Below are 25,949 nucleotides of genomic sequence, written 5' to 3'. Positions count from 1 at the left end.
TAGCAATCTACGATTTCTACCCCGTCTTCCGACAGTTAGTTGGCATGGATGATGCGGTTGAGCTCGTCGAGGTATTGCTGCAAGAGGGGAGAGGGCTTGCGCTCGTCGTGCATGATATAGCCTACGCGCATCGTTGGGGCGTCTGCTAACGGGATCGATGCCATACCCCATTGCATTTCATTGGAGAGGACGCCGGTCGACAGGGTGTAACCGTTCGACGTGATAAGTAAGTTAGTAAGTGTTCCGCGGTCCGAGATTCGTATGTTGCGGTCGCAAGGGATATAGCTAAACGGTTCCTCGGCGTAATAGAAGGAATTTGAGGTTCCCTGCTCAAAGCTGTAGCGCGTATATGGTGTGAGGTCGGCAAGGGACAGCTGAGGGCGGCGTGCGAGCGGGTGGCGCTCGCTCACGAAGACGTGGACCGTCGCGTCGAAGAGGGGATGGAAGCTTGCACGGGCATCGGCGAAGGCCTTTTGCAGAACGCGGGCGTTAAAGTCATCCAGATACAGAATGCCGATATCGCTGCGAAACGCACGGACGTCATCGATGATCTGCGATGTGGTGGTCTCGCGCATGATGAACTCGAACTTGCTGTCGCGGCAGCGCTCGACCACGTTGACAAAGGCCTCGACCGAAAAGGCGTAATGCTGGGCCGAGATGGCAAGGCGCGCCTGGGGCGTGCCGCCGTCCTCGTAGCGGGCCTCGAGCATATCGGCCTGCTCTACGACTTGACGCGCATAGCCCAAAAGCTCGGTGCCGTCGTTGGTGAGCGTGACGCCGCGGCTGGAGCGCGTAAAGATCTCCAGGTGGAGCTCCTGTTCCAGGCTTTTGACGGCGTTTGAGATGTTGGACTGAGCGGTATAGAGGCGCTGAGCTGCGGCGTTAATTGAGCCGGACTCTGCCACGGCAATCAGAAAACGAAGCTGCTGAAGGGTCATCGACGCCATCCTTTCGATTGCTATCTATAAAACCGATAACAGGTTAGCGCTTTTAAGTGATTGACCGAGGGAAACAATGCTCGTACTATTCAAAACACACAAAGGCGGTAGGTAATTAAGCCAACCACGGAACCGGGATGCGAAAGGAGGCCCGCATATGAATTGCTTACCAAGACGAATGCCGGGCTCCTGTTTGCGCCCGTCGGCGTGATCAGGAGACAGCGACTTACTTCTCTCTAATTTATTAACTTTTGTTCGATCAAGGAGATCATCATGAGCCAGTTCATCAACAACCCCGAGCACACCTTTGGTTTCGATACCCTGCAGCTTCACGTTGGCCAGGAGAGCGCCGATCCCGCATCCGACTCCCGCGCCGTGCCTATCTACCAGACCACGAGCTATGTGTTCCGCAACTCCCAGCACGCCGCCGACCGCTTTGGTCTTGCCGATGCTGGTAACATCTACGGCCGTCTGACCAACTCCACCCAGGGCGTCTTCGAGGACCGTATCGCCGCACTCGAGGGTGGCGTGGCGGGTCTTGCCGTCGCCTCCGGTGCTGCTGCCATCACCTATACCCTGCAGGCTCTTGCCCAGGCCGGTGACCACGTGGTGGCTCAGAAGACCATCTACGGTGGCTCCTACAACCTGCTGGAGCATACGCTCTCCCAGTTTGGCGTCGAGACCACCTTCGTCGATGCCCATAACCTGGAAGAGGTCGAGGGTGCCATCAGGGACAACACCACGGTCATCTATCTCGAGACGCTCGGCAACCCCAACTCTGACATCCCCAACATCGACGCCATCTCCGAGATCGCCAAGAAGCACGGTCTGCCGGTTGTCGTCGACAACACCTTCGGCACCCCGTATCTGTTCCGTCCGCTGGAGCATGGTGCCAACATCGTCATCCACTCCGCAACCAAGTTCATCGGCGGCCACGGCACCTCGCTGGGCGGCGTGATCGTCGACGGCGGCAACTTCGATTGGAAGGCGAGCAGAAAGTACGCCCAGATCGCTGAGCCCAACCCCTCCTACCACGGCGTTTCGTTTGCCGAGGCTGCCGGTCCCGCCGCCTTCGCAACCTATGTCCGCGCTATCCTGCTGCGTGACGAGGGTGCCTGCATCAGCCCGTTCAACGCCTGGGTCCTGCTCCAGGGCACCGAGACTCTGTCGCTGCGCGTTGACCGTCATGTTGAGAACACCAAGAAGGTCGTTGAGTTCTTGGCTGGTGACAGCCACGTCGCCAAGGTGAACCACCCGAGCCTGCCTGAGCACCCCGATCATGAGCTCTATCAGAAGTACTTCCCCCGTGGCGGTGCCTCGATCTTTACCTTTGAGATTAAGGGTGGCCAGGAAGCAGCTTGGAAGTTCATCGATCATCTGCAGGTGTTCTCGCTGCTCGCCAACGTGGCCGACGTCAAGTCACTCGTCGTACACCCGGCTACCACCACGCACTCCCAGCTCTCTGCTGAGGAGCTCGCCGAGCAGAACATCACACCCTCCACGATCCGTCTTTCTATCGGTACCGAGAACGCCGAGGACATCATTTGGGACCTGAAGCAGGCCTTTGCCGCACTGGACGAGTAGGGCGACTTGTGCAAGGACCTCTTTCGACTCGATAGGTATAACTGCATAAAATGCCTGCTCAAGGCGTCTGCGCAAGCAATGGTTGCACAGACGCCTTTTTTGCATAGAGAGGGTGCAAAAACAGGGTTTTTGACACGCTTTATGCATTCGAGTTATGGAAAACTCCTGTTGAGAGGATGTGAGTTTTACGCAATTGACGTGCACCTTTTGAGAAAAACCGCAGGTCGCGATTTGCTCGGGGTACTATGCAGCGCGATCGAATCACACGCAGCTTAAACGCAGCAAAAACGTACTACGGAGGTTTCCAGCTACATGAGGATCGATTCACGAAAACCGAAAGCCGCCGCCCTTTCCGCCGCTCTGACCGTGGCACTTTTGGCGGGCGCCGGCGCAACTGATGCCCACGCGACGACACTATCCGATACGGTCGGATCTACGTCGTCCGAGGCGACGCTGGTGCAGCCCGTCGACTACCGCGGCGACGGTTATGGCTCTATGCAGGAGTGGAACGCCTCGATGGGGGCAAAGCGCGATTCCCTGGAGATGCGCGCTCAGATCATTATGAACATGTACGGTGACTATGCCACCGATGACGAGCGCGCTGTACTACAGGGTTGCATCGACGGTGCGGGCAGTCTTTTGACGATGGATGAGGTCGACGCCAAGTCGACCGAGCTCGACGAGCTTCGCTCCACGCTTGAGGATGCCAAGCGCGAGGCGCTCGAGGCTGCCGCAGCCGAAGCCGAGGCCGCTGAGGCCGTTCAGGCTTCGTATTACAACGCCGGCTCCGGCTCGTCTTACACGTCTGCTGCGTATTGCGCGAACGGCTCGGGTCTGACGCGCTCGAGCGGCGTCAATAACTATAACGGCCGCCGCGAGACTTATTACAGCAGCAACGTGTTGTATCACCACCGCACGGGCGAATGGACGCAGGATTCCGAGGGCTTTTGGCGCGATTCCGATGGCTACTACGTCGTTGCCGCGGGCGATAAGGCCCAGGGCTCGACTTTTACGGGCTCTAAGGGCGAGTGCAAGGTCTATGACTCCGGCTGTGCTGCCGGAACCACCGACTACTATACCGGTTGGTAATCTGCCATAAGCCAATAGGACATGACGGGCGGGCGTCTTTACCGAGCCTTTGGGCAACGTAAGGGCGTCCGTTTTTTGTGCGTGCTTGAGTTAACAGAGCGCTTACCGTGGCCGTACGCCGCGCATATGGGCGCGGGGCACACTAAGTCACGAGAAACAAAGTCGTTCTCGTGGAGGAAGTGGTCTTGTGAACGCTCGAGATATCGCCGTTGCCGCCGTTGCATTGACGCTTGGCTGCCTTGGTCCTACGGCCGCGCTCGTCGCGGGTATGCAGGGGACATGCGGGGCTGCTCCTATTGTGGTCGGCGCGCTGATCGCGGCCACGCTGCTGGGAAGCGCCGGTGTTGTCCTTTGTCGCGACGATGAGGACCAGGCGTCGGAGTCGCAGCTCTAACCGTTGTGAAGGTGATTTTTGGCCAAAGATGAAAAAGGAAGCCGCCGCGAGGGGAGTGCCCCTTGCGGCGGCTTTGCCATTGGATCTGTTGGCTGCAGTATGCCGAGCACTACCAGCTGCTTTCTATTTCGCGAATCCTCTGGTAGAGCCAATCGTTTTGCGGCACTTGGATATCGTGTTTGGCGGCCAGGCGGCAAATGGTGCCCGCGAACTCCTCGACTTCGGTTTTTCGTTGTGCGATGCGGTCCTGCGCCATCGAGGGCATACCGGCGGGGTCGATTCCCTCGATGAGGTGCACCATTTGCGTCAGGTCTGCCTCGGTCAGCTCAATGCCCTCGGCGTTGGCGACCGCAAGCGTTTCGCGCATGGCAGAAACAAAGCAGCGGCGCTGCTCGGAGCCCGGCTCCGTGGCGCTTCCGTAGGTCCCGCCGTAGGCCATGCAGGTCTGGTTGATGCCGTCGTTGAGCATGAGTTTGGCCCACATGCGGTGCGCAATGTCGCGTTCGACGGTATGGGCGATGCCGCAGCGCGTATAGAGCCCGTCGATAGCGGCGACGGTCGCGGGGTCGGTGCCGGCGGCTGCACCAAAGCGGATCTCGCCCGCATTGGTAAAGGTGAGCGCGCCGTTGAGGAATACGGCGTCCATGCCCTGGCAGATACCAAGAACGGTATGCTCCCAGCCAAAACGTTCGGCAATCTTTTGCTCGCTCGTAATGCCGTTGCACAGCGAGGCGATGAGCGTGTTGGGTCCCACGACACGCTCCATAGTCTTGAGTGCTTGGTCGAGACCGGTGGTCTTGACCGTCAGGATGACCAGATCGGCGGGCGCTGCCTCGCTGGCGCGGACGGACGTGAGATCGCAAGGCTTTCCGTTGACGGTGAGCGCATCGCCCGCGTGACGCTCAAAACGGGCGTCATCCATAACGTATTCGACGGCGTCATTGCCGAGGGCCTTGGCAATCATGCTGCCGTAGAGCAGGCCGACGCCGCCCTTGCCGATAAAGGCGACCTTGTTGATCTGCATATGAATCATCTCCCCATATAAAAGGCGCCCGCGTAAGGGGCGCCTGATGGATTGTATGCTGCCAGGGTGATTGGCGGGTGCGCGGGGCGGCTGTTATGAAAAAGAAACTATTGCGCTGTGCGCTTATGCCGCGGGGCAGACCGCAAAGACGCGGGCGGGGTATCCGACGCCATCGCGGACCTTGGGGAAGGTGCAGAAGATGACGGCACCCGTGGCAGGGAGCTCGTCCAGATGGTCCATGACTTCGATCTGATAGCGGTCGACCGAGAGGATGTATTGCTCGCCGGGGTAGGGGTAGGCGTCCTCGCGCGTGGTGATGGTCGCCGGATCGGTATCTGCGGGCTCGTGGCCGATGGCGCCGATATTGCGTTCCTCTACAAGCCACTTGATAGCATCGAGGTCCCAGCCGGGGTAGTGGGGCTGGCCGTCCTCGTCCTTGTTTTCCAGATCGGCGAGCTTGGACCAGTCGGAGCGGAAGGCGACAAAAGCGTCTTTGGGAATGCGACCGTGCTCATCCTCCCATGCTTTGAGGTCCTCGACGGTCAGGACGAAATCGGGGTTTGCGGCGCACTCCTCGTGCTTGTCGATCACGCAGAGCGGATGCATAAACTCGATGGGTTCAATCTCTCCAAGGGAACGACCCTCAACATGGAAATGCCGCGGTGCGTCGACATGCGTGCCGTACTGCGAAGCGACCGAATACTGGAAGCAACGCATGGGCGCGAGCATATCTTCGGGCGTGTCGGGCAGGTAGTCGAAGAGCTTGGTGGACTCAAATGGCTTAAAGCCAAACCAGTGCGGGGTGTCGCACGAGAGCGTGTGGGTGAGGTCGACCCAGCGATAATCGGTGCTTTTGAGCTGGGATGCGAGGTTCCAAAGGTCGAGCGCGGGCATGGGCGACTCCTTTCATCGGGCTTTTTGCTGATGTTAAAGCGGTGCCGTGACGGCCTGATTTCTGCTGCGTTACGATACGTTCTCAATTGCGATTCCGATGTGTTTCGATGACGTGACGGGTTTGTTTCGCCTTGTCAGGGTTTCGATGGGAGGGGAGGGGCCGTGCAATATCGCGTTGACCCCAAAAGCGGCAACCGTATCTCGGCGTTGGGGCTGGGCTGCATGAGGTTTCCCGGTGCGCCGGGACGCCCGGATGCGAAGACCGCCGACGCCATCATCTCCCGTGCGGTGGAGCAGGGGATTAACTACCTGGACACGGCCTATCTCTATCCCGGCAACGAGGCTTGTGTGGGCGCTTCGCTTGAGCGCCTAGGCCTACGCGACCAGGTTTTGCTCGCGACCAAGCTGCCGCATGCTTCGTGCAAATGCGCGGAGGATTTCGACCGGTTCTTCGACGAGCAACTGCGCCGCCTGCGGACCGAACATATCGACTATTACCTCATGCACAACATTACCTCGCCCGCCCAGTGGGAACGTGTGGTGGCGTTGGGCATCGAGGACTGGATTGCGCGTCAAAAGGCGGCGGGGCGCATTCGCCAGATTGGTTTTTCGTACCACGGCAGCGCGGCGGACTTCCTTACGATGCTTGACGCATATGACTGGGATTTTTGCCAGATCCAGTACAACTATGCCGGCGAGCATTACCAAGCGGGAACGGCGGGACTCATGGCGGCTGCGGAGCGCGGGCTCGCGGTGTTTGTGATGGAGCCGCTGCTGGGCGGTCGTCTAGCGGGTAAACTGCCGCCGCGGGCCCGCGCCGTGCTCGATAGTGCCCGTGACCCGCATTTGCGCACTCCTGCCGCCTGGGGTCTTTCGTGGGTGTGGAATCATCCTCAGGTGACGATGCTGCTTTCGGGTATGACCGATACCGCGCAGGTGGATGAGAACGCGGTGTTGGCCGATCGGGCCCTGCCGGATTCGATGACAGCTACTCAGCTCGATGCCATCGCGCACGTGCTGACGGAGTTTGAAAAATCGAATCGCGTGCCCTGCACGGGATGCGGCTATTGCATGCCGTGCCCTAAAGGCATCAACATCTCTGGGTGTTTTGGCGCCTACAACGCGAGTTATGCGCACAGCTGGTTTACGGGTCTATCGCAGTACTTTACGGCGAGCGCGGTGCGTACAAGCGAGGCCAAGCTGGTGAGCAATTGCGTCAAGTGCGGCAAATGCGCGCGCCACTGCCCACAGCATATCGATATCCCCGCGCGTCTCGATGACGTGCGCCGACGCTTCCAGCCGGGCCCCGTAACGGCCATGCTTAAAGTCTTCAGCAAAACTCGCTCCTCATGACCCTTTTATATCTTGTGATGGAATAGTTCCTGTTTGCGGCAGAATGGGGCGATAACAGGAACTATTTCGCCGCAACTGATGGGAGGCTATCGTGGGTGACCGAGGTTTACGTGATGATTCGCGTGAGGTTCGTTGGGGCATTTTGGGCGCTGGGTACATTTCTCATCGATTTGCATCGTCGCTCAAGAAGGTCGACGGGGCACGGCTGGTGGCTGCGGCCGGTCGCACTCCTGCACATGTCGAGGAATTTTGCCGAGCGTTTTCGATCGATGCTGCGCATGGCCATGCCTCGGCCGACGATAGCGGCGATGCGGCTTATGACGCGCTGATTGCCGACCCCGATGTCGACGCAATCTACTTGGCTCTTCCGCATGGCATGCATACGCGTTGGGCCTGTCGCGCGCTGTGCGCCGGAAAGGCCGTGCTGTGCGAAAAGCCGGCCGTTTTGAGTGAGGAAGAGGCTCTCTCGATCGCCTCCACCTCTCGCGAGCGCGGCGTGCTGTTTATGGAGGCGATGAAGAATCGGTTTTGCCCGATGCGCACTCGCGTGAAAGACTTGCTTGCGTCGGGTGAGCTTGGCCGTATTGTCTCGATTGAAAGCGTGCAAAAGTTCGATTACGGCGAGTCTCCTTCGGGCTATCTGCTTGATCCGCTGCAGGGCGGCTGTCTATATGACATGGGCTGTTATGCGGTCGGTTGGTTTGAGGATTTGCTCGCGGGCGCGTGCGAGGTTTCGTCCCGTGAAGTTCGCTGGCGTGACGTATCAGGCGGCCGTGTCGATTGGGCCGACGAGATCCATATGAGCGTCGGCGGTATACCCATTCATATGGTGTGCGACGGCAAAGCAGCATATGAAAGCCGCTTAACGATTGCCTGTGAGCGGGGCTCGTTGGAAATCGAGCGTCTCCATCGCCCCGAGCTCGCCCATGTGAAGTACTCCGACGGTCGAGTACTCGAAATCGATGCACCATTTGAGGTCGATGATTTTTACGGTGAGGCATCGCATGCGACACAGCTCATTCAGGCGGGGAAACTCGAAAGCCCCATCATGTCCCTAGCCGCTACACAGCGCTGTGCGCACATCATCGATGCGATTCGCTTGAAACTTTAGCGCGTGGGGCTCGGCGGACCGTGCCCCTGATGCCCCTTTTATAACTTGCGGTGGAATACGGTCTGTTTGCGCCAAAATAAGGCACCAATAGACCGTATTTCACCGCAACTGATGAAGAGGGAGTTGGAGATGCTGACGATCGGGTGTCATCTTTCGACGACGAAGGGCTATCGGGCAATGGGGGAGACGGCGCTGTCCATTGGCGCCAATACCTTTGCGTTCTTTACGCGCAACCCGCGCGGTGGCAAGGCAAAAGAACTTGACATGGATGACGTGGCGGCTCTGCGCGAGCTTATGGCGCAAAACGACTTTGGACCGCTGGTGGCGCATGCCCCGTATACCTACAACCCCTGCTCTGCCAAAGAGCGGGCGCGCGAGTTTGCCTTGGAGGCAATGGCCGAGGACTTGCAGCGTCTGGAAGCACTGCCCGGCAACTACTACAACTTCCACCCCGGTGCGCATGTGGGACAGGGCTCCGACGCCGGCATTCAGATGATTGTCGACACGCTGTGCCAGGTGATGTTTGAGGGCCAGCAGACAACGGTACTGCTCGAGACCATGGCCGGCAAGGGTACCGAGGTGGGCCGCAGCTTTGAGGAACTGGCGTGCATTATCGAGGGCGTTGCCGCCAAGTGCCCAGAGCTGTCCGATAAGCTGGGCGTTTGTTTGGATACCTGCCATGTGAGCGATGCCGGTTATGACATCATCCATGATCTGGACGGCGTACTCGACGAGTTCGACCGCGTGGTGGGTATCGATCGCTTGCGTGCCGTACACATCAACGATTCGAAGAACCCTTGTGGCGCCCATAAAGATCGTCACGAGTGCATCGGCAAGGGATACCTTGGCAGCGAGGAATTTGGTGGCGGTATGCAGGTTATGCAGAATATTGTATCGAATGTCCGCTTGCGCGCATTGCCATTCATCTTGGAGACACCGAACGAACTTGCAGGTTATGCGGCTGAAATCAAACTGTTAAGGTCGTTGCAGCAGTAAAGGCTGCCATAAAGTGGAGTGCTCCATTCACGTTATGGGTTTGTTTCAATCAGTTTTCTAATTGCAGATTCTTCCAAGCGGGTGCATAATAGCCAACAGTTTTTGCAGACCTCTGAATCAAACGAGGTCACCGGAAGGAGACTGATTATGAAGCTGAAGAAGCTTGGCGCATTTGCCGCCACGGGCGCTATGGCGCTCGCCCTTGCTCTGACGGGCTGCGGCTCGTCCAACGCCACCTCTGGTTCTGATGCCGGTTCCAGCAGCTCTGACGACGCTAAGGTCGAGAAGGTCGACGGCTCCAAGGAGTACGCGCTCGTCAAGGACGGTACGCTGACCGTCGGCACCTCTGCCGAGTACGCTCCGTTTGAGTACAAGGATGACAACGGCGATTATCAGGGCTTTGACCTTGAGCTCATCAAGGCTATCGGCGACAAGCTGGGCCTGGATGTCGACTATGTCAACAATGACTTTGACACGCTGGTTCCGGGCGTCGCCTCGGGCGCCAAGTATGACGTTTCCATCGCGGCTATCACCGACACGCCCGAGCGTGAGAAGGAGGTCACTTTCTCTGATTCCTACTACATGGACGATCAGGCTATCGTGACCAAGGTCGATAACACCGACATCACGGCCGATAACTTCAGCGAGAAGCTCAACAACGCCGACGCTACCATCATCGTCCAGTCTGGCTCGACCGCCGAGGCCTTTGCCCAGGAGAACTTCCCGAAGGCCAAGATCGTCCCCTACAAGGACGCCACCGAGTGCTTCAGCGCCCTGCAGTCCGATAAGGGCGACGCCGTAGTCACCAACCGCTCCGTTGCCAGCCAGCTGACCGCCGAGCAGTTCAACACCTGCCAGACCATCAAGCAGATCAGCACCGGCGAGGAGTACGCCATCGCTATCAACCAGGGCAACACCAAGCTCAAGGACGACATCAACCAGGCCATCAAGGACCTGACCGACGACGGTACCGTCGACGCCCTCATGGCTAAGTACAATATCAAGTAAAATAACTACTTGATTGCGCGCGGGCCCTTTCCGTTTTGGCGGGAAGGGCCTTTGCGCTTCTCTTGACGGAGAGCGTTTCCGTCTCGTTTTGCCGGCAACTTCTACGATAGGAGCCACCTTGTCTCGACTGAACAAAGGGGCCGCGGAGCAGCGTTTTCCACTGCCCGCCTTGCTCCAAAAGCTAGCCTGCGTCATGGTCGTGGCGCTCGCGCTGGTGTGCGCGGGGGCATATGCGCCCACGACCGCCCAGGCGCTTGAGACCGCAAAGATTACCGCCCGACCCAACACCGGTTCGGGCAGCACTGTGGTCGGCGGCACCGAGACGCGCATTACCTGGGAGGTTCAGGCCGATGCCGACGAGGAGCTGAGCGGTCTTTCGCTGACGTTTGTCGACGGCACGACGTTTGACACCGATGACACGCGATTGACGATGCTCTCGGGCGAGGACCTCATGGATCGTACGCCCATGAAGCCCACGTGCAAGGCTGACGGCCAGACGCTCAAGATCGACTTTGGCGAGACGGCGCCTGCCGGCGGCTTTTTCCGTGTCGAGGTTTACGGCGTGACGTTTCCCGTCGAGGGCGGCGATGAGGCCTTCAGCGGCACCTATACGCTCGCCGACGGTTCGACCAAGAAGATCTCCAAGATTCCGTCGGTGGAGATCAAGGGCGTGACGGCCTTCGATAACTTCCTGGCTGACCTTAAAGAGCAGCCGTGGGTCGAGGCGTGGAACTCCAATATGTTCCTGCGCCTGTTCCTGAACCCGGTCATTTTGGTCCAAAGCCTGCCGATCGTCTTCAAGGGCTTCCTTATGTCGCTCTCGATCGTGCTCGTGGCATTTCCGTTGGCCATTCCCTTTGGCTTTGCGCTGTCGCTCATGCGCATTTCCAAGTCGCGCATCCTTCGTTGTCTTGCCGGCATCTATGTGAATATCATCCGCGGTACGCCGGCGTTCCTGCAGATTTACATTGCATTCTTTGGCCTGCCGCTTGCCGGCGTCAAGGTGGACGACTACGTCTTGGGCGTCATCGTCATGGCCATGAACTCGTCTGCGTACCTGTGCGAGATCTTCCGCGCCGGTATTCAGTCGATCCCCAAGGGCCAGAACGAGGCCGCGCGCTCGCTGGGCATGAACGCCTTCCAGACGCTGCTCTACGTCATGATTCCGCAGACGTTCCGCAATGTCCTGCCTACGTTGACCAGCGAATTCATCCTGCTTTACAAGGATACGTCGCTGCTCGCGGCCGTGGGCGTGGTCGAGATCGTCATGAACGCCCGCACCATCGTGGCCACGACGGGCTCCATTACACCGTACGTGGTTGCCGCCCTGTTCTATCTGGTCATCACCCTGCCGCTTGCGCGCCTAGTGAGCGGTCTTGAGGCGAGGCTTTCGGGCACGACCGAAGCCAAGAAGAAGCGTCCCGCCAAGAGCGCCGGACAGGTCGTCGCGACGCCCGCCGATCACATCGCCGGTCTGTAAGGAGGTCCTATCATGAGCGAAACCAATAACTCGAACGAGGTTGTCGTCAGTATCAAGAACCTCCAGAAGGCCTTTGGCGATAACGTGGTCCTGCGCGATATCGATCTGGATGTGCACAAGGGCGAGGTTGTCGTAGTCCTGGGTCCTTCGGGCTCGGGCAAGTCGACGATGCTTCGCTGCATCAATCGCCTAGAGCATCCCACGAGCGGCTCGATTGTCGTTGAGGGCGTGGATGTGTGTGCCAAGGGCGTCGACCTTAACAAGGTGCGCACGCATCTGGGCATGGTGTTTCAGCAGTTCAACCTGTTCCCGCACCTGTCGGTCAAAAAGAACGTCATGCTTGCGCAGCAAAAGGTGCTCAAGCGCAGCAAGGAAGAGGCCGAGAAGATCGCCGTCGAGGAGCTCACTAAGGTCGGTCTGGCCGAGCGCATCGACTTTATGCCGAGCCAGCTTTCGGGCGGCCAGCAGCAGCGCGTGGCGATCGCTCGCGCCCTGTCGATGAACCCGCACGTGATGCTCTTTGACGAGGCGACGTCGGCACTCGACCCCGAGCTTGTCCGCGACGTCCTTGGCGTTATGCGCGATCTGGCCCGCGACGGCATGACCATGATCGTCGTGACGCACGAGATGGGCTTTGCCCGCGACGTTGCCGATCGTGTCGTCTTTATGGACGGCGGCGTTATCGTGGAAGAGGGCACGCCGAGTGAGGTCTTCGACCATCCCAAGAGCGAGCGCACCAAGGCGTTCTTGGGCAACATCTCGTAGTCGCTTTATATGACTGACATAGCAGAAAACGGGAGCTGGATGTGATCCGGCTCCCGTTTTTGTTGGGACGCGAATGTATTTTGGCGCAGAGCGCGTTACGGGCGGAGCTCATTGCCGCTAGGCCAGCTCCGCTCCAAGCGCGCGACAGGCCGCCTCGCCCTCATCGTCGGGCGCATCGTAGCAAATGACGGAATCGACGACGTTGACGCCCGCCTCGTCGGCGTCCGCCTTCCAGTTGTCCATCCACTCGCCCTCGGCCCACGAATAGGAGCCAAAGAGGACGACCTTCTTGTCGCCGAGAGTCTCCTTGACCTCGTCCCACATCGGCTGAAACTCATCGTACTCGAGTTCCTCGGAGCCCATGGCGGGGCAGCCGAAGGCGAAGGCATCATATTCGGCGGCCTTGTCGGCAGAGAATTCGGCGCAGGGGATGACCTCGGTCTCGGCGCCCGCGGACGTGGCGCCTTCGGCGACGAGGTTTGCCATGGCCTCGGTGTTACCCGTGCCGCTCCAGTAGACGACGGCGATCTTGCTCATGTTGAGTCCTTTCAGTTGTGCGGCAGGCTGCCGCGGCTTCTATTTTCTATCGGGTTGCCTGGGCAAGTTGCGCCAGGCTGCAGCCCTGCTGATAGACAAAGGTGAAGTATTGGGTGCAGGCACGGTAGGTATCAAACATCGCAAGCGCTTGTTCGACATTCGTGTAGACCTTCCAAGCTCCAAAGACCTTGTAGTTCTCGCCGCGCTGGACGATAAACTCGTGCACGTCGTCGTAGGGATATCCAAGGAAGTAGCCTATTTCGTGCGGAAACTCGCAGGTGCAGTCGTTGCTGCAGCTAGCTTGCTGGGGTAGTGCGCATCGAGTCTGGCTACAGGCGCATTCCGCGACGTTATTGCTCGCGAGCGTGATGCGTGATGCCAAATGCACAAGGCATGTCGAAAGGTCTCTCGTGTCGTAGCCTTCCGAGGCGAGCGCCGTTTGGGCGCGAGGGTCTGCGAAATAGGTGGTGAGGCTTTTGGCTCGGTACACGTACACGAGCGCTCCGCAGGGCCGCCAGACCAAAACACTCAGGTGGATGCCGAGCGGGTCAAGCTCACGATTGCACTGGGCGATAACGTTGAGCAGGCGTGCTCGGCGTTCTGCGATGGCTTCGGTTGTGGTCGAGCCGTCCCCGTGGGCGTAGGTGCCTGGATAGGTAAAGAGCGATGCCGGCTTGATTCCCGCGAGCGTGGGAGAGCAGTTGCGCACGACTGCCGCCTGAAACGTTGGAATGTCTATGGTTCGAGTCACGGCGCTCCTTACGGATCTAAACTGTTAGCCTAGGAAAACTTATACACGAAAGTAAGCCATGGTCAACAAAAAAGTTTGAAGAGGGAAACTAATTGACCGAACGGACATGATTTTGGGTTAAGATGGGGACACCCTATGGGGGTATCTAGATAAGGCTACTTGAAAGGGGAACGCATGAGTGACTTGCTCAACCCTGCGAATCTCATCGTGCTTGCCGTGATTATCGTTGGCATGTTCTTTGGCCTGCGTCGCATTGTCGCTTCGACACACGGAAAGAGCTGCTGCAGCGATGGCGCGAGCGGTAAGAAGGCCAAGAAGGTAGTAGTTGCGGATACCGATCCGTCCCACTATCCCTATAGCGATGAGCTGCTCATCGGCGGCATGGGCTGTGACGGCTGCGCTCAGAACGTAGCCAATGCCCTCAATGCACTGGATGGCGTGTGGGCAACGGTGACGTATGCGGACCACACGGCACGCGTGCGCTCTAAGCAGCCGGTTGATCGTGATGTCCTCGAGGCGGCCGTGAAAGACGCGGGCTACTACGTCATGACGCTGTAAGCGTCGCTCTGGATGCGCTTCATTGGCTAGGCTCGTCCGCGCAGTTCGATGTCTTGGATGTCGTCGAAGTCGATGGCGATGTCTCGGAGCTTGAGGAGCTTGAAGGCGGGGAGCGCCTCGTCGAGGATGCCGGTGCGGCTGCGATAGCCGTATGTATCGTAATAGGTGACACGAACCAAGTCGCCACGTTTGAGACCCTCGAGTTTTTTAGAAAGCACGAGGGCTTTTTCTTCCGTGAGCTCACGTTTTGGCTCGACGGTGATTTCCTGCTTGCGCACGAGTTCGTAGTATCCTGTGAGGGCGGCAAAGGGCATAAACTGTGCGGCGCGGTTGGCGCGCACGGCACCGTTGGCAGTGAGGTTGGGGTCGGCGGCGCGGCGTCTGCCCTCGGGGTCCGCCAGGCGCTCGAAGGCGGTCGGCGGGCGCACGGGCTGTTGTTTGGGTTTAGGCACGGTGTCCTCCAACTTGTTCGTTGCGTTCGCGCGCGGTGGCGCCGGCGGTAAAGCTTAATCCCTTGACGAGCGCGTTCTTGCCGTACTTGCCTTTCACGGCCAGGACGGCGCGCGCCAGGTCGCGCTCGCGCTCATCGGCCTCGATATCGCTGAATAGATCGATGGTGGCAAATTCCTCGGGCATGAGGTTGCCAAATCCCAGGTTGATGCGCTTGACCGGTCGTTTGGGATCGACAGTCTGCGCCCAGAGCTCATCGAAATAGCCCATGATCTTCTTAAACGAATTGGTACGCTCGGGCAGCTTTCGCGAGGCGTTAGAGTGCGCAAAGAGTGCGGCATAGCCACCGCGCGGTTTGCCGCCATGCTCTCCCACAAAGATGCCATCGATTGCCTGCGCTTCGCGCACCAGGCGACGCCGTTCGTCATCGCGCTGGACGGGCTTGGGCGCACGGGGCGCGAGCTCGGGGCCGGCGGTTGCGGTGGGTTCGATACTCGATGTGCTCGAGCGCAGGTGCCCGCATCCGTCCACATACTGCGCTGTACCGCTGGCGTCGAGGCGGCGTATGTCGGCGCGTTCGCTCGCGTAGCCCACAAAGAGCGAGATGCTGTCGCAGACCACGTGCTTATCGACCAAGTCTAAAACGGCGTTGTCGACCATCTCGCGCAAGACGGTATAGGCCTGTTCGTAGGCATAACCCTTCGAGAGCACCTGTCCTGTGGTGGTCGAAGTTGCTTGCGGGCGATAGGCTTGGATATCGGCGATGGTTGTCGGCTCGCGCCCGAAGGCATGGTCGATGAGATATTCGGCATTGACGCCGAGCTCGTCGTAAAGCAGGTTTTCGTCGAGCGCCGCGACGCCTATCAGATCGTAGACGCCGTATTTCTCGAGGCGGGCTGCCACGCCGGGACCGATGCCCCAGATATCGGTGATGGGACGATGGGGCCAGATCTCCTTGCGAAAGGTCTCGTCGTCGAGTATGCCGATGCGGCTGGGTACGTGCTTGGCGGTAATGTCGAGCGCTACCTTGGCCTGGAATAGGTTGGGGCCGATGCCGACCGTCGCCGTGATGCCGGTGCGCGCGAGGACCTCGTCGCGCAGCGTGCAGGCGAACCCTTTCGCATCTGTGTGATAGAGGTCCAGATAGGGCGTCACGTCGATAAAGCATTCATCGATTGAATAGACGTGAATGTCTTGCGGACTTACGTATTCCAGATAGATGCCGTAGATTTGCGCCGACACCTCCATATAGTGCTGCATGCGCGGTACGGCCGTGATGTAGTCGATGCCATCGGGAATCTCGAATAGGCGGCAGCGATTGTGAATCCCTAAGTCCTTCATGGCCTGCGTGATGGCGAGGCAGATGGTCGTGCGCCCGCGCGATTCGTCGGCAACGACCAGGTTGGTGGTGAGCGGATCGAGCCCACGGTCGACGCACTCGATGCTGGCATAAAACGTCTTGAGGTCGATGCAGATATAGGTGTGCTGCTCGTGCGCCATCCGTGTCCTTTCATCAAACACATGTTCTTATCGAATACCTGTTCGATAATACCCGCTCGTCCGGACGTCGTCAAAACCTGTCAAAAAGGGACTGGTTTGTTTTGGTAGGTATGGTCGTGCGGTTGGATCGGGTTTTAACGCAGCTCTAAAGAGTGCGAAACAGCTCGGAAAACCTCGCTTCGTAGCATGAGCCTAACGATTGATACCGCCTATACGCACGGAAGGGTTGTGGAAAAGATGGTCAATTATGGGTTTGGTATGCCGACGCGCCTTGTTGCGGATGGAGACGTGGCTCGCTGGTGCGGACGATTGGTCGCTCACTATGGTGGCACCAAGGCGCTGGTCGTGTTGGGCGGTGACAAACATACGCACGATGAGCTCGTCTCGGCGGCGCTCGGCTCGCTTGATCGAGCTCTGCTCGAACGCGTGCTTTTTCGCTGCGGCTTGGTCGGGGGCGATGGGGGAGACGATTTGGTCGATGAGGCCGTAGCCCTGGCGACCGACGAAGGCGTGGACTTTGTCCTGGCGATTGGCGATGCCGATACTGCCGGCTTTGCGCGCGAGCTCGCGCGTCGCATGGCGGCGCTCGATGCCGGCGAAGACGGCTTTGTGCCTTATGGATGCATTGTCTCGGAGGGCAAGGTGCCTGCCGTCGCGGGAGCCGGCGAGGTTCCCGTTTTTGCCATTATCGCTCCCGAACTGCTTGAGGGCATTGGGTCTCCTCTGCGCGAGTTGCTCGGCAGCGTGTGCGCCGCGGCCTAATGTCCGCCAAAAAGAGACAGGTTTATTTTGGTAGGTAAAGCGTTTGACCTGCCAAAATAAACCTGTCCCTTTTTGGTCGGTCGCCGTTTAGGGGCGGATTGATAACGCTCGCTGATTGTAGTCTTGACCTGCGCTAGAATAGGGCTATCTGAATATCCGGGCGTGCATGGAGGTGTGCGCCCGTATGCTGAGGAGGACTCTATGGCAACTGTTGCCGCACCTATCGACGCCACGTCGACTGCCGCTTGGAAGGCGCTCGAGGCTCATCAGGAGAAGCTCGAGGCCGAGGGTATCGACCTCAAGGCCTGGTTCGCCGCCGATGCCGAGCGCGTGAACAAGCTGAGCTTTGACGCCGGTGACCTGCACTTCGATCTGTCGAAGAACCTGGTGACCGATGAGACCGTCAAACTGCTGTGCGATCTTGCCCGCGAGGTGAAGCTCGAGGAGCGCCGCGACGCCATGTTCTCCGGCGAGCACATCAACACCACCGAGGACCGCGCCGTCCTGCACACCGCGCTGCGCCGTCCGGCAAGCGAGAAAGGCCAGCTTATCGTCGACGGCCAGGATGTCGTCGCCGACGTGCACGAGGTCCTCGATCGCATGTATGCCTTCGCCGAGCGCGTGCGCTCCGGTGAGTGGAAGGGCGTTACCGGCAAGAAGATTGAGCACCTGGTGTCCATCGGCATCGGCGGCTCCGATCTGGGCCCGGTCATGGCTTACGAGGCCCTGCGTCCCTATGCCGACGCCGGTATCGACTGCCGCTATATCTCCAACATCGACCCCAACGACCAGGCCGAGAAGCTCAAGGGTTTGGATCCCGAGACCACGCTCGTGATCATCGTCTCTAAGACCTTCACCACGCTCGAGACCCTCACCAACGCCCGCGAGGTCAAGACCTGGATGCTCGAGCAGCTCAAGGCTCAGGGCGCCATCGATGGCTCCGATGAGCAGAACGCCGAGGCTGTGGCAAAGCACTTCGTCGCCGTTTCCACCGCACTCGAGAAGGTCGAGGCTTTCGGTATCGACCCGGCTAACGCCTTTGGTTTCTGGAACTGGGTCGGCGGCCGCTACTCCGTCGACTCCGCCGTGGGCCTGTCGCTGATCGTCGTGCTCGGCCCCGAGCGTTTCCAGCAGTTCCTTGAGGGCTTCCACGCCATCGACGAGTACTTCTGCAACACGCCGCTCGAGAACAATGCCGTCGCGCTGATGGGTTTGTTCAACGTCTGGTACGTCAACTTCTTCGGTTCCAAGAGCCACGCCGTGCTTCCGTACTGCCAGTATCTGCACCGTTTCCCGGCCTACCTGCAGCAGCTCACCATGGAGTCCAACGGCAAGCATGTCCGCTGGGACGGCAGCGCTGTGACCTCCGATACCGGCGAGATCTTCTGGGGCGAGCCCGGCACCAACGGTCAGCACGCCTTCTACCAGCTGCTGCACCAGGGCACCGTGGTGGTCCCGGCCGATTTCATCGCCTTTGCCAATACCGCCAACCCTGCGACCGACAGCGGCCAGGACGTGCACGAGCTGTTCCTGGGCAACTTCCTGGCCCAGACCAAGGCGCTCGCCTTTGGTAAGACGGCCGATGAGGTGCGTGCCGAGGGCACGCCCGAGCAGATCGTCCCGGCCCGCTGCTTTGAGGGCAACCGTCCGACGACCTCGATTTTTGGCGACACGCTGACCCCGTTCGCGCTTGGTGAGCTCATCGCCCTGTACGAGCACATCACGTTTGTCGAGGGCACGGTCTGGGGCATCGACTCCTACGACCAGTGGGGCGTCGAGCTTGGCAAGCAGCTTGCCAAGCAGATCACCCCGGCCTTCCACGACGACGCCGCCAAGGCCGAACAGGACGCTTCGACCCAGGCGCTCATCGAGTTCTACCGAGCTCACCGCAAGTAGGATTCGCTGCGAAAACTAACGCATAGCCGACAAGGGCCCGTATCCGTTGGGATGCGGGCCCTTTGCTATTTGGATAGGATGGAATGTATCGGGAGGCGCCTCGACGGGCATCGCAATCGTCGAAGGCGCGCCGTTCATGTTTGGGACAATATGACATTTTTCCCGTTGCAAACAACGCCGCCGTGGGTGTTCTGTATGATGGCTCAGACAAGGTTGTTCAATGTCAGGGAGGCATATATGGCAATCAAAGCCATCGCAATGGATATCGACGGTACGCTCACCAACGACCAAAAGGTCATCAGCCCGCGTACGCGCGAGAAACTGCTCGCGGCGCAGGAGTCGGGCATTAAGCTTATCTTGGCTTCGGGTCGTCCCGCATGGGGGCTGCATGCCTTGGCGCAGGAGCTCGACCTTCAGAACCATGATGGTCTGCTAGTTGCCTTTAATGGCGCGCACGTCGTCGATGCTCAGACCGACGAGGTGCTGTTCGATCAGGCTATGCCTGCCGACGAATTGCATCGCCTGATTGATCACCTGCGTAATTTTGACGTGATCCCCATCATCTCGCTCGGTCGCGATTTGCACGTCGAGGACTCGTACCATTGCATGATCACGCTGCCTGACGGCTCGCAGAAAAACATCGTCAAATACGAGCGCGATGCGTGCGACCTTAAGATTCGCGAGGTCGAGAGCCTGCATGAGGTCGTGGACACTTATCCCGTGGACAAGCTGCTGACGGCGGGCGATCCGGCCTACCTGCAGGCGCATTACGAGGAGATGTATGCGCCCTTTAAGCAGACGCTTTCGGGCATGTTTACGGCCGACTGGTACTTTGAGTACACGGCGCCCGGTATCGATAAGGCCCGTGCGCTCGAGGGTGCCCTGCCCAAGCTCGGCATCGATGCCAGCGAGGTCGTATCGTTTGGCGACGGCCAGAACGACAAGTCTATGATCGAGTGGGCTGGTACCGGCGTCGCCATGGGTAACGCTGTCGATGAAGTCAAGGCCGTGGCCCAGATGGTGACCGCCAACAACAACGAAGACGGTATCGCGGTAGCACTTGACCAGCTGCTGGGTTAGAATCGCCGATAGTGCATGGTTCGGGCGTCCGCTTGCGGGCGCCCTTTTGTTAGGGAGGGTGCCGTGTCCGCATTTCCGTTCGACGCCGTTATCTTTGACATGGACGGCGTCATTGTCGATACCGAGTATTACTACCTGGGGGAGACTGCCGCGTTTGCCAAGGAGCTTGGGTTGAATCTGACCCAAGAGGAGTTGAACGGGCAGGTTGGTACCTCACATCAGTTCTTCCTGCATATGCTAGTCGATTGGTTTGAGCGCGCCGGTAAAGGGCACTTCACTGGCGAGGAGGCATTGGCCCGTTGGGACGAGTGGGCGCATAAGCGTCCGCGTGACTACCAGGCTTTGATTAACCCGGGCGCTGTGGATACGATTCGAGAGTTGCCGCGCCGCGGCGTTCGCGTGGCGCTGGCGAGCTCGTCTCCCATGGACAGCATCGAGGAAGTACTCGATGCATGTGGTCTGTCGGATGCCTTTGAGTACGTGGTGAGCGGCGAGCAGTTTAAGGAGAGCAAGCCCGAGCCCGACATCTACCTGCATGCGCTGGACCTGTTGGGGCTGCCTGCGGTCCGTTGCTGCTGCGTTGAGGATTCGGTGCCTGGCATCACTGCCGGCAAGCGAGCGGGTCTGACGGTAATCGCCAAGCGCGAGGAGCGGTTTGGCTTTAGCCAGGATGCTGCGGACAAGATCATCGACCAGCTGCCGGAACTGCTTGAGCTTTCTTAGGAGCGCGGTAGTTGCGCGTTTTTCGGGTCTGATGAGTAAATAGCCGACATTTTGGTGCGACACCTAGCATACTTTAAGCTAATGCGGGCTTAAGGACTTGTTGAATGCCCCTAAGTCCGTTTTAGGCTTAATTGTGCTTGGAGAGGGTATATGCCACCGACTGAAGGGCTAACTGACGGTAAAGCAGCGATACCGCTGTACCAACAGGTTATCGATATCATCAAAAACGAAATCAACTCCGGTGCCTACAAGGCAGGTGCGCGGATACCCAACGAATTCGAATTGGCTGAGAGCTATAAAGTTGGCCGCGTTACCGTGCGACGCGCTATTGAGGAGCTCGTCCAACAGGGCTATCTAACGAAGCGACAGGGGAAAGGCACGTTTGTCAATGCCCCCAAGCTCAAGCGCAAGATTCGCCAGAAGGATGACGTCCAGAGTTTTTCGGACGCATGCCGCGTTAACGGAATGGAACCGGGGGCGCGTGTCATTTCGAGAAAGATGCTGCCGGCGGATTCCACCGAAGCACAGTTCTTTGGTGTTCCCGTTGGAACTGACTTGATCTGCGTTGAGCGCGTGCGTACTGCCGATGGCGTCCCTGTCATGCTCGAGAACAACATATATGTTTACGAGGACAACGCCTATCTATCAACGGCACCTCTATCTAACCAATCCATTTTTGAGTTCGTGCGCAACCTGACGGGCCGCACGCCCGCGTTTACCGACCCATGCACGCTTGAGATCGCGTGTGCGTCGCCCGAGGTCGCTCGGTTGTTGGCAGTTCCCGTTGGCGAACCCTTGTTTTATATGGAAGCCTTCTTTTTCGATGAGCAGCGGCGGCCGTTTATCATCGGTCGTCAGCGGATCGTTGGGTCTCGCTACGTTTTTGACATCTAGGACATTGCGTATGAAAGCGCCCGGTGGATCATCTCACCGGGCGTTTCCATACCGTTCACGGCGCAAACGCAACCGTTCAACCGCGTTGCGGCAATCAGTTTGAAATTATCTTGATGGCGAGAAAAGCTGCTGGTAACCTATAGAACGTCATAGAACGTTTGCCTTGTGCAAACGTTGAAGCGAGATGCGATGCAGTCTCGAGTTCTTTGGAGGTATCTATGTCAGATACGAAGGCGAAGAAGACAAACAGACGTTTTAAGTTCAAATTACCGCATGTCTATACGATCATGTTCTTGCTGATCGTTGTCTTTGCGGTCTTGACTTGGATCGTTCCCTCTGGTCAGTATCAGCGCAAGACGATTTCGACAGCGGCGGGCGAGCGTGAAGTCGCCGTTGCTGGAACCTATGAACAGGTCGATAAGAACTACACCGATTCCGAGACCGGCGAGACCATCAATCTGGGGCAGGATATCTTCGCGGTCCTGCAAGCGCCCACTAAGGGCATCCAGGAGGCTGCCGACGTCGTTGCGTTCGTCTTATTGATTGGCGGGTCGTTCGCAATCATCACCAAGACCAACGCTTTGAATGCCGGCATGAGCCGCGTGATTAAAAAGCTCAAGAACAAGGACATCCTCATCATTCCCATCACGATGACGTTGCTGTCCATTTGCGGCACCACGTTTGGTATGTCTGAGGAAGCCCTGCCGTTCTATGCCATCTTCATTCCCATCATGATGGGTATCGGTTATGACTCGATGACGGCATTCATCATCTGCTTCCTTGGTCCTAACCTGGGATATTGCGCTTCGACCATCGATCCGTTTAATGTTTTGATCGCCCAGGGCATCATTGGCATCGAGGGCAATCCGCAACTGTGGCTGCGCGCCGTTTCTTGGGTCATCTTCACTGCCGTCGGTATCGCATGGGCCATGCGCTACGCCATGCGCGTCAAGAAAAACCCCGAGTCGTCCATTACGTACGAGGACGATAAGCTCAAGCGTATCGAGTTTTCCGTGACCGATGCCTCCATCGAGGAAGAGTTCACTACCCGTCAGAAGCTCGTGCTTATCGATTTTGCTTGCGGTATGGGCATTATCGTCTGGGGTCTTGTTACCCAGGGTTGGTACATGAATGAGATTTCCGCCGTGTTCCTTGGCATGGGCTTGCTTGCCGGTATCCTGGGCGGTCTTGACCAGCAGACGATTGCTGAGGAGTTCGTTAAAGGTCTCGCCGACTTTGCGTACGCCGCCATCGTTATCGGTATCGCTCGCGGTATTCTGGTCATCGCCGAGGGCGGCATGATCATCGACACCATCCTCCAGGCGCTCGCTACTGCGCTCGCCGGTGCGCCCGCCGCCGTCTACACCACGTTTATGTATATCGTCCTTGGCCTGCTCTCTTTGCTGGTTCCCTCGAGTTCTGGCCTGGCGGCACTCACCATGCCCGTTATGGGCCCCCTGACCGAGCTCATGGGCCTCAATCCCGAGGCGGCCGTTACCGCGCTCCAGTTTGCCAACCAGACCATCAACACCATCAGTCCCGTGGCGGGCATGACGGTTGCCGGCCTTGGCGTGGCTAAGATTTCGTTTGGCCAATGGTGGAAGACCATTTGGAAGTTCTTCATCTTCATGGTCGTCTTTGGCCTGATCGTAACGGCAATTTCTGGCATGCTTCCGGCGTAGGTGGTTGTGATGTCTGATCGTTTGACGGTCCTGACGTCTAAGAGCGTCTTTACCGGTACGGGGGACCTGCCGTTTGAAGGTTTCGTAGCGGTCCGTGGCAATCGAATTGAGGCTGTTGGCACCAAGTGTGAGCTAGCTTCGTATTTGACCCAGGCGGACGAGGTAGTTGACCTGGGCGACCGCACCGTCATGCCTGGCCTGATCGATGTGCATACCTTCTATACAGGCTGGGCGCTGCGGACGTTGGGGCCTGATCTGTCCGGCATCGCTGATGCCAAAGAGGCCGTGTCGCTCTTGCGTGCATGGAAAGAAGATCATCCGGATTGCGCGGCGGCTTTTGGCCACAACCTACCCGAAACGTTGGCATCGGATGCCGAGAACGCAAATACGGCGGCTGTGTTTGACGATTGTTTTGGCGATATCCCTGTCGTCTGCTTTACACCGGGTGCGGAGACCTGCGTTCTCAATGCTGCCGCCAGTGCGCGATACGGCTTCACACCCCAGGCGTGCTATGCCGAGAAGATCTGGCGCATGATGAGCGATTTCCTCGCGCTGCCCGAGGTACGTGCGGGGTATTCGGACTACATGAGCATGCTTAACGAGCGCGGCGTTACCGCCATCAAGGAGATGGCGTTTGATGACTACTACGGTTTTGCCGACGAAATGGCTCGCCGTGAAGAATCTGGTGAGCTGACGGTTCGCGTCTCTATGATGTCGCAGCCGGTGGGTGCCGGTGCAAATCTGTCGTATGCTCGCGAGGCACGAGAGCGCTTTCGGGGACCGTTCGTTCGTTTTTCTGGCTTCAACCGTATGACCGATCGCGGCGTATGGGCGGGGCTTGCCGAGATGATTGACCCCTATGAGGACACGGCCGATGCGGGAGCTGCCGGCAAGACGGTTGTCGAGGAGCCCGAGTGGGATCTGATTGAGAACGAGCTGCGCGCAATTGATGCTGACGGCTTCCGATATTCCTTGCATTGCCAGGGCGATGGCGCCGTTCGTCGCACCGTGGCGCTCTATGCCTCGCTGCCTCGAGACGAGCATGGACGGTTGCTTCGCCGCCATGCGATTACCGATCTCGAGAACTCTGATCCGACCGATCTTGTCGAGTTTGGCAAGTTAGGTGGAATTTGCGAGGTCTATCCGCAGATTTTGACGCTGGACCGGCGCGAGGATTGCCTGTCGATGATGCGTCGACAAATTGGCGAGACGCGACTTTTGCACAGCTGGAATCGCCGCGGCATGGAAGATTCCGGATGCACGGTGTGCTGTGGTACGGATTTGCCACTGCTGATTCCGAGCCTGGGCGAGTCAATCTACAGCGCGTGCGGTGGATACTTCGACGATGGGCTGCCCGTGAATGAGGCCAACGCGCTGACGCTTGTCGAGCTCTTGCGTGCTTGGACTGCCGGGGGCGCGTACGATCTGATGCGCGAAGACGAACTGGGTACGCTTGAGGTCGGCAAGCTTGCCGATATCTGCGTGCTCGATCGGGATGTGTTCGACCTCGATTATCGCGACGCACGCGATCTTTCGGTTGATATGACGATGTCGGACGGACAAATCGTGTTCGATCGAAATAAGGAGGCATAAGATGTCTGAATCCAAACCGACGCTGCGCCGCGAACAGATTGCGGGCATGAATATCCACTACATCATGTGGTCGCTCGATTACTTCCTTGATGTGCAGCAGCGTTTGGGCTTTGAGTCCATTGAGCTGTGGTGTGCGGAGCCGCATGTGACGCTCGACCACACGGGCTACTTTGAGGCTGAGGTCCTGGCGAAAAAGGCTGCAGACCGTGGGCTTAGGTATCGTACTCTGTGCCCCGAGAATGTTGTCTATCCTTGGCAGTACTGCGCACGCAAACCGCTGCATGAACAGCGCAGCCTGGCGTACTTTAAGCACGGCATTGAGCTTGCCGAGGTACTTGGGTGCGACCGTATGTCCGTCAACTCGGGCTGGGGCGACTGGGACGAGGACCGCGAGGAAGCCTGGAAGCGCAGCCGCGAGCACTTGTCCATTCTGGCGGAGTATGCCGGTGAGCACGGTCTGGTGCTTACGATGGAAAGCCTGCGTCCCGAGGAGAGCAACCTTGTAACGACGGTTTCCGATGCGAAGCGCATGATTGACGAGGTCGCGAGCCCGTACTTACAGCCCATGGTTGATACAACCGCGATGGGCGTTGCGGGCGAGACGCTCGAGGACTGGTTTGCCGCCTTTGGTGATGGGGCAATTCACGAGATGCACTTTATCGACGGTGACCCGTATGGCCATCTGGTGTGGGGCGATGGCAAGCACGATATGGACGCCTTCGTCGCCACGCTTAATGCCCATGGTTTCGATGGCATGCTGGGCCAGGAAATCACGGACGGGCGTTACTACGATGACCCGGCGGCGGCAGATGCCAAGAACATGGCCGCATTCGAGAAATATCTGATTGACTAAAACAACTATCGGCCACGCAGCCAACGTCATTGAT

At 58.5% G+C, this 25,949-nt stretch carries 25 protein-coding genes; 18 read left to right on the top strand and 7 right to left on the bottom strand.

What is annotated here, in order from left to right:
• Positions 1-35 precede the first annotated feature (35 nt).
• Positions 36-938 carry a LysR family transcriptional regulator gene (locus tag DWV32_RS04660; RefSeq protein ID WP_117757381.1) on the bottom strand — a complete coding sequence of 301 codons (903 nt, stop codon included), beginning with the start codon at positions 936-938 and terminating at the stop codon, positions 36-38.
• A 273-nt stretch (positions 939-1,211) separates the two neighbouring features.
• On the opposite strand from DWV32_RS04660, the gene DWV32_RS04655 reads away from it, so the two are divergent.
• The 3 genes from DWV32_RS04655 (at position 1,212) to DWV32_RS04645 (ending at position 4,005) form a co-directional block, all read left to right on the top strand.
• Positions 1,212-2,522: an O-acetylhomoserine aminocarboxypropyltransferase/cysteine synthase family protein gene (locus DWV32_RS04655; RefSeq protein ID WP_117757380.1), complete on the top strand. Its 1,311-nt coding sequence runs from the start codon at positions 1,212-1,214 to the stop codon at positions 2,520-2,522.
• A gap of 312 nt (positions 2,523-2,834) precedes the next feature.
• Entirely contained in the window at positions 2,835-3,611 is a 777-nt protein-coding gene (locus DWV32_RS04650) for a hypothetical protein (protein WP_117716544.1), read from the top strand.
• Between the two features lie 187 nt (positions 3,612-3,798).
• Entirely contained in the window at positions 3,799-4,005 is a 207-nt protein-coding gene (locus tag DWV32_RS04645; protein ID WP_117757379.1) for a hypothetical protein, read from the top strand.
• A gap of 109 nt (positions 4,006-4,114) precedes the next feature.
• Here DWV32_RS04645 and DWV32_RS04640 read toward each other — a convergent pair whose 3' ends face one another.
• On the bottom strand, positions 4,115-5,029 hold the full coding sequence (locus tag DWV32_RS04640) for a ketopantoate reductase family protein (RefSeq protein ID WP_233540404.1): 915 nt from the start codon (positions 5,027-5,029) through the stop codon (positions 4,115-4,117).
• Positions 5,030-5,152: 123 nt separating this feature from the next.
• Positions 5,153-5,923, bottom strand: a complete 771-nt coding sequence (locus DWV32_RS04635; protein WP_117757377.1) for a cyclase family protein — start codon at positions 5,921-5,923, stop codon at positions 5,153-5,155.
• Positions 5,924-6,085: 162 nt separating this feature from the next.
• Between DWV32_RS04635 and DWV32_RS04630 the strand changes: the two genes are divergently transcribed.
• The 6 genes from DWV32_RS04630 (at position 6,086) to DWV32_RS04605 (ending at position 12,636) form a co-directional block, all read left to right on the top strand.
• The gene (locus DWV32_RS04630; protein WP_117757376.1) at positions 6,086-7,276 is read left to right on the top strand and encodes an aldo/keto reductase; all 1,191 of its coding nucleotides are present in this window, start codon (positions 6,086-6,088) and stop codon (positions 7,274-7,276) included.
• A 91-nt stretch (positions 7,277-7,367) separates the two neighbouring features.
• On the top strand, positions 7,368-8,387 hold the full coding sequence (locus tag DWV32_RS04625) for a Gfo/Idh/MocA family protein (protein ID WP_117757375.1): 1,020 nt from the start codon (positions 7,368-7,370) through the stop codon (positions 8,385-8,387).
• Positions 8,388-8,516: 129 nt separating this feature from the next.
• Positions 8,517-9,383 (top strand): deoxyribonuclease IV, encoded by an 867-nt coding sequence (locus DWV32_RS04620; RefSeq protein WP_117757374.1) that lies wholly within the window; start codon positions 8,517-8,519, stop codon positions 9,381-9,383.
• A gap of 147 nt (positions 9,384-9,530) precedes the next feature.
• Positions 9,531-10,391 (top strand): ABC transporter substrate-binding protein, encoded by an 861-nt coding sequence (locus tag DWV32_RS04615; RefSeq protein ID WP_117757373.1) that lies wholly within the window; start codon positions 9,531-9,533, stop codon positions 10,389-10,391.
• A 118-nt stretch (positions 10,392-10,509) separates the two neighbouring features.
• Entirely contained in the window at positions 10,510-11,871 is a 1,362-nt protein-coding gene (locus DWV32_RS04610) for an ABC transporter permease subunit (protein ID WP_233540403.1), read from the top strand.
• A gap of 12 nt (positions 11,872-11,883) precedes the next feature.
• Positions 11,884-12,636, top strand: coding sequence for an amino acid ABC transporter ATP-binding protein (locus tag DWV32_RS04605; RefSeq protein ID WP_055251428.1), 753 nt, complete (start codon positions 11,884-11,886; stop codon positions 12,634-12,636).
• Positions 12,637-12,753: 117 nt separating this feature from the next.
• Here the strand turns inward: DWV32_RS04605 and DWV32_RS04600 are convergent, their stop codons facing one another.
• Both DWV32_RS04600 and DWV32_RS04595 read right to left on the bottom strand, forming a co-directional pair.
• On the bottom strand, positions 12,754-13,173 hold the full coding sequence (locus DWV32_RS04600) for a flavodoxin (RefSeq protein WP_117757372.1): 420 nt from the start codon (positions 13,171-13,173) through the stop codon (positions 12,754-12,756).
• A gap of 46 nt (positions 13,174-13,219) precedes the next feature.
• Positions 13,220-13,924: a DUF3793 family protein gene (locus tag DWV32_RS04595; RefSeq protein WP_117757371.1), complete on the bottom strand. Its 705-nt coding sequence runs from the start codon at positions 13,922-13,924 to the stop codon at positions 13,220-13,222.
• Positions 13,925-14,098: 174 nt separating this feature from the next.
• On the opposite strand from DWV32_RS04595, the gene DWV32_RS04590 reads away from it, so the two are divergent.
• Positions 14,099-14,482, top strand: coding sequence for a heavy-metal-associated domain-containing protein (locus DWV32_RS04590; protein WP_117757370.1), 384 nt, complete (start codon positions 14,099-14,101; stop codon positions 14,480-14,482).
• A gap of 26 nt (positions 14,483-14,508) precedes the next feature.
• Here DWV32_RS04590 and DWV32_RS04585 read toward each other — a convergent pair whose 3' ends face one another.
• Complete coding sequence (locus DWV32_RS04585) at positions 14,509-14,934, bottom strand: hypothetical protein (protein ID WP_233540402.1); 426 nt, start codon at positions 14,932-14,934, stop codon at positions 14,509-14,511.
• Positions 14,927-16,432: a DNA repair protein gene (locus DWV32_RS04580; protein WP_117757369.1), complete on the bottom strand. Its 1,506-nt coding sequence runs from the start codon at positions 16,430-16,432 to the stop codon at positions 14,927-14,929. The genes DWV32_RS04585 and DWV32_RS04580 overlap by 8 nt, the downstream gene beginning before the upstream one ends.
• A gap of 237 nt (positions 16,433-16,669) precedes the next feature.
• On the opposite strand from DWV32_RS04580, the gene DWV32_RS04575 reads away from it, so the two are divergent.
• The 8 genes from DWV32_RS04575 (at position 16,670) to DWV32_RS04540 (ending at position 25,915) form a co-directional block, all read left to right on the top strand.
• Entirely contained in the window at positions 16,670-17,194 is a 525-nt protein-coding gene (locus tag DWV32_RS04575) for an iron-containing alcohol dehydrogenase (RefSeq protein ID WP_233540407.1), read from the top strand.
• Positions 17,195-17,395: 201 nt separating this feature from the next.
• Complete coding sequence (gene pgi / locus DWV32_RS04570) at positions 17,396-19,090, top strand: glucose-6-phosphate isomerase (RefSeq protein WP_117757367.1); 1,695 nt, start codon at positions 17,396-17,398, stop codon at positions 19,088-19,090.
• 237 nt (positions 19,091-19,327) lie between these two features.
• Complete coding sequence (locus DWV32_RS04565) at positions 19,328-20,170, top strand: Cof-type HAD-IIB family hydrolase (protein WP_187361818.1); 843 nt, start codon at positions 19,328-19,330, stop codon at positions 20,168-20,170.
• A gap of 63 nt (positions 20,171-20,233) precedes the next feature.
• A complete protein-coding gene (locus tag DWV32_RS04560; protein ID WP_316242585.1) occupies positions 20,234-20,893 on the top strand; it encodes an HAD family phosphatase in 660 nt (219 codons plus the stop codon).
• Between the two features lie 150 nt (positions 20,894-21,043).
• Positions 21,044-21,787, top strand: a complete 744-nt coding sequence (locus DWV32_RS04555; RefSeq protein ID WP_117716558.1) for a GntR family transcriptional regulator — start codon at positions 21,044-21,046, stop codon at positions 21,785-21,787.
• Between the two features lie 218 nt (positions 21,788-22,005).
• A complete protein-coding gene (locus tag DWV32_RS04550) occupies positions 22,006-23,469 on the top strand; it encodes a YfcC family protein (RefSeq protein ID WP_117716559.1) in 1,464 nt (487 codons plus the stop codon).
• A gap of 9 nt (positions 23,470-23,478) precedes the next feature.
• A complete protein-coding gene (locus tag DWV32_RS04545) occupies positions 23,479-25,062 on the top strand; it encodes an amidohydrolase (protein ID WP_117716560.1) in 1,584 nt (527 codons plus the stop codon).
• Position 25,063: 1 nt separating this feature from the next.
• A complete protein-coding gene (locus tag DWV32_RS04540; protein WP_117629752.1) occupies positions 25,064-25,915 on the top strand; it encodes a sugar phosphate isomerase/epimerase in 852 nt (283 codons plus the stop codon).
• The last annotated feature ends 34 nt before the right edge of the window (positions 25,916-25,949 follow it).

The organism is Collinsella sp. AF04-24 (assembly GCF_003465685.1).
Classification (GTDB): Bacteria; Actinomycetota; Coriobacteriia; order Coriobacteriales; family Coriobacteriaceae; genus Collinsella; species Collinsella aerofaciens_AP.
The sequence above is the reverse complement of the archived record's forward strand: the minus strand, read 5'-3'. Positions and strand labels throughout refer to the sequence as shown.

Coding starts and splice junctions, on each gene's coding strand:
- DWV32_RS04550 (WP_117716559.1), top strand. CDS start 22,006: ATGTCAGATACGAAGGCGAAGAAGACAAACAGACGTTTTAAGTTCAAA.
- DWV32_RS04605 (WP_055251428.1), top strand. CDS start 11,884: ATGAGCGAAACCAATAACTCGAACGAGGTTGTCGTCAGTATCAAGAAC.
- DWV32_RS04600 (WP_117757372.1), bottom strand. CDS start 13,173: ATGAGCAAGATCGCCGTCGTCTACTGGAGCGGCACGGGTAACACCGAG.
- DWV32_RS04545 (WP_117716560.1), top strand. CDS start 23,479: ATGTCTGATCGTTTGACGGTCCTGACGTCTAAGAGCGTCTTTACCGGT.
- DWV32_RS04640 (WP_233540404.1), bottom strand. CDS start 5,029: ATGCAGATCAACAAGGTCGCCTTTATCGGCAAGGGCGGCGTCGGCCTG.
- DWV32_RS04575 (WP_233540407.1), top strand. CDS start 16,670: ATGGTCAATTATGGGTTTGGTATGCCGACGCGCCTTGTTGCGGATGGA.
- DWV32_RS04615 (WP_117757373.1), top strand. CDS start 9,531: ATGAAGCTGAAGAAGCTTGGCGCATTTGCCGCCACGGGCGCTATGGCG.
- DWV32_RS04655 (WP_117757380.1), top strand. CDS start 1,212: ATGAGCCAGTTCATCAACAACCCCGAGCACACCTTTGGTTTCGATACC.
- DWV32_RS04565 (WP_187361818.1), top strand. CDS start 19,328: ATGGCAATCAAAGCCATCGCAATGGATATCGACGGTACGCTCACCAAC.
- DWV32_RS04540 (WP_117629752.1), top strand. CDS start 25,064: ATGTCTGAATCCAAACCGACGCTGCGCCGCGAACAGATTGCGGGCATG.
- DWV32_RS04635 (WP_117757377.1), bottom strand. CDS start 5,923: ATGCCCGCGCTCGACCTTTGGAACCTCGCATCCCAGCTCAAAAGCACC.
- DWV32_RS04650 (WP_117716544.1), top strand. CDS start 2,835: ATGAGGATCGATTCACGAAAACCGAAAGCCGCCGCCCTTTCCGCCGCT.
- DWV32_RS04590 (WP_117757370.1), top strand. CDS start 14,099: ATGAGTGACTTGCTCAACCCTGCGAATCTCATCGTGCTTGCCGTGATT.
- DWV32_RS04660 (WP_117757381.1), bottom strand. CDS start 938: ATGACCCTTCAGCAGCTTCGTTTTCTGATTGCCGTGGCAGAGTCCGGC.
- DWV32_RS04580 (WP_117757369.1), bottom strand. CDS start 16,432: ATGGCGCACGAGCAGCACACCTATATCTGCATCGACCTCAAGACGTTT.
- DWV32_RS04555 (WP_117716558.1), top strand. CDS start 21,044: ATGCCACCGACTGAAGGGCTAACTGACGGTAAAGCAGCGATACCGCTG.
- pgi (WP_117757367.1), top strand. CDS start 17,396: ATGGCAACTGTTGCCGCACCTATCGACGCCACGTCGACTGCCGCTTGG.
- DWV32_RS04620 (WP_117757374.1), top strand. CDS start 8,517: ATGCTGACGATCGGGTGTCATCTTTCGACGACGAAGGGCTATCGGGCA.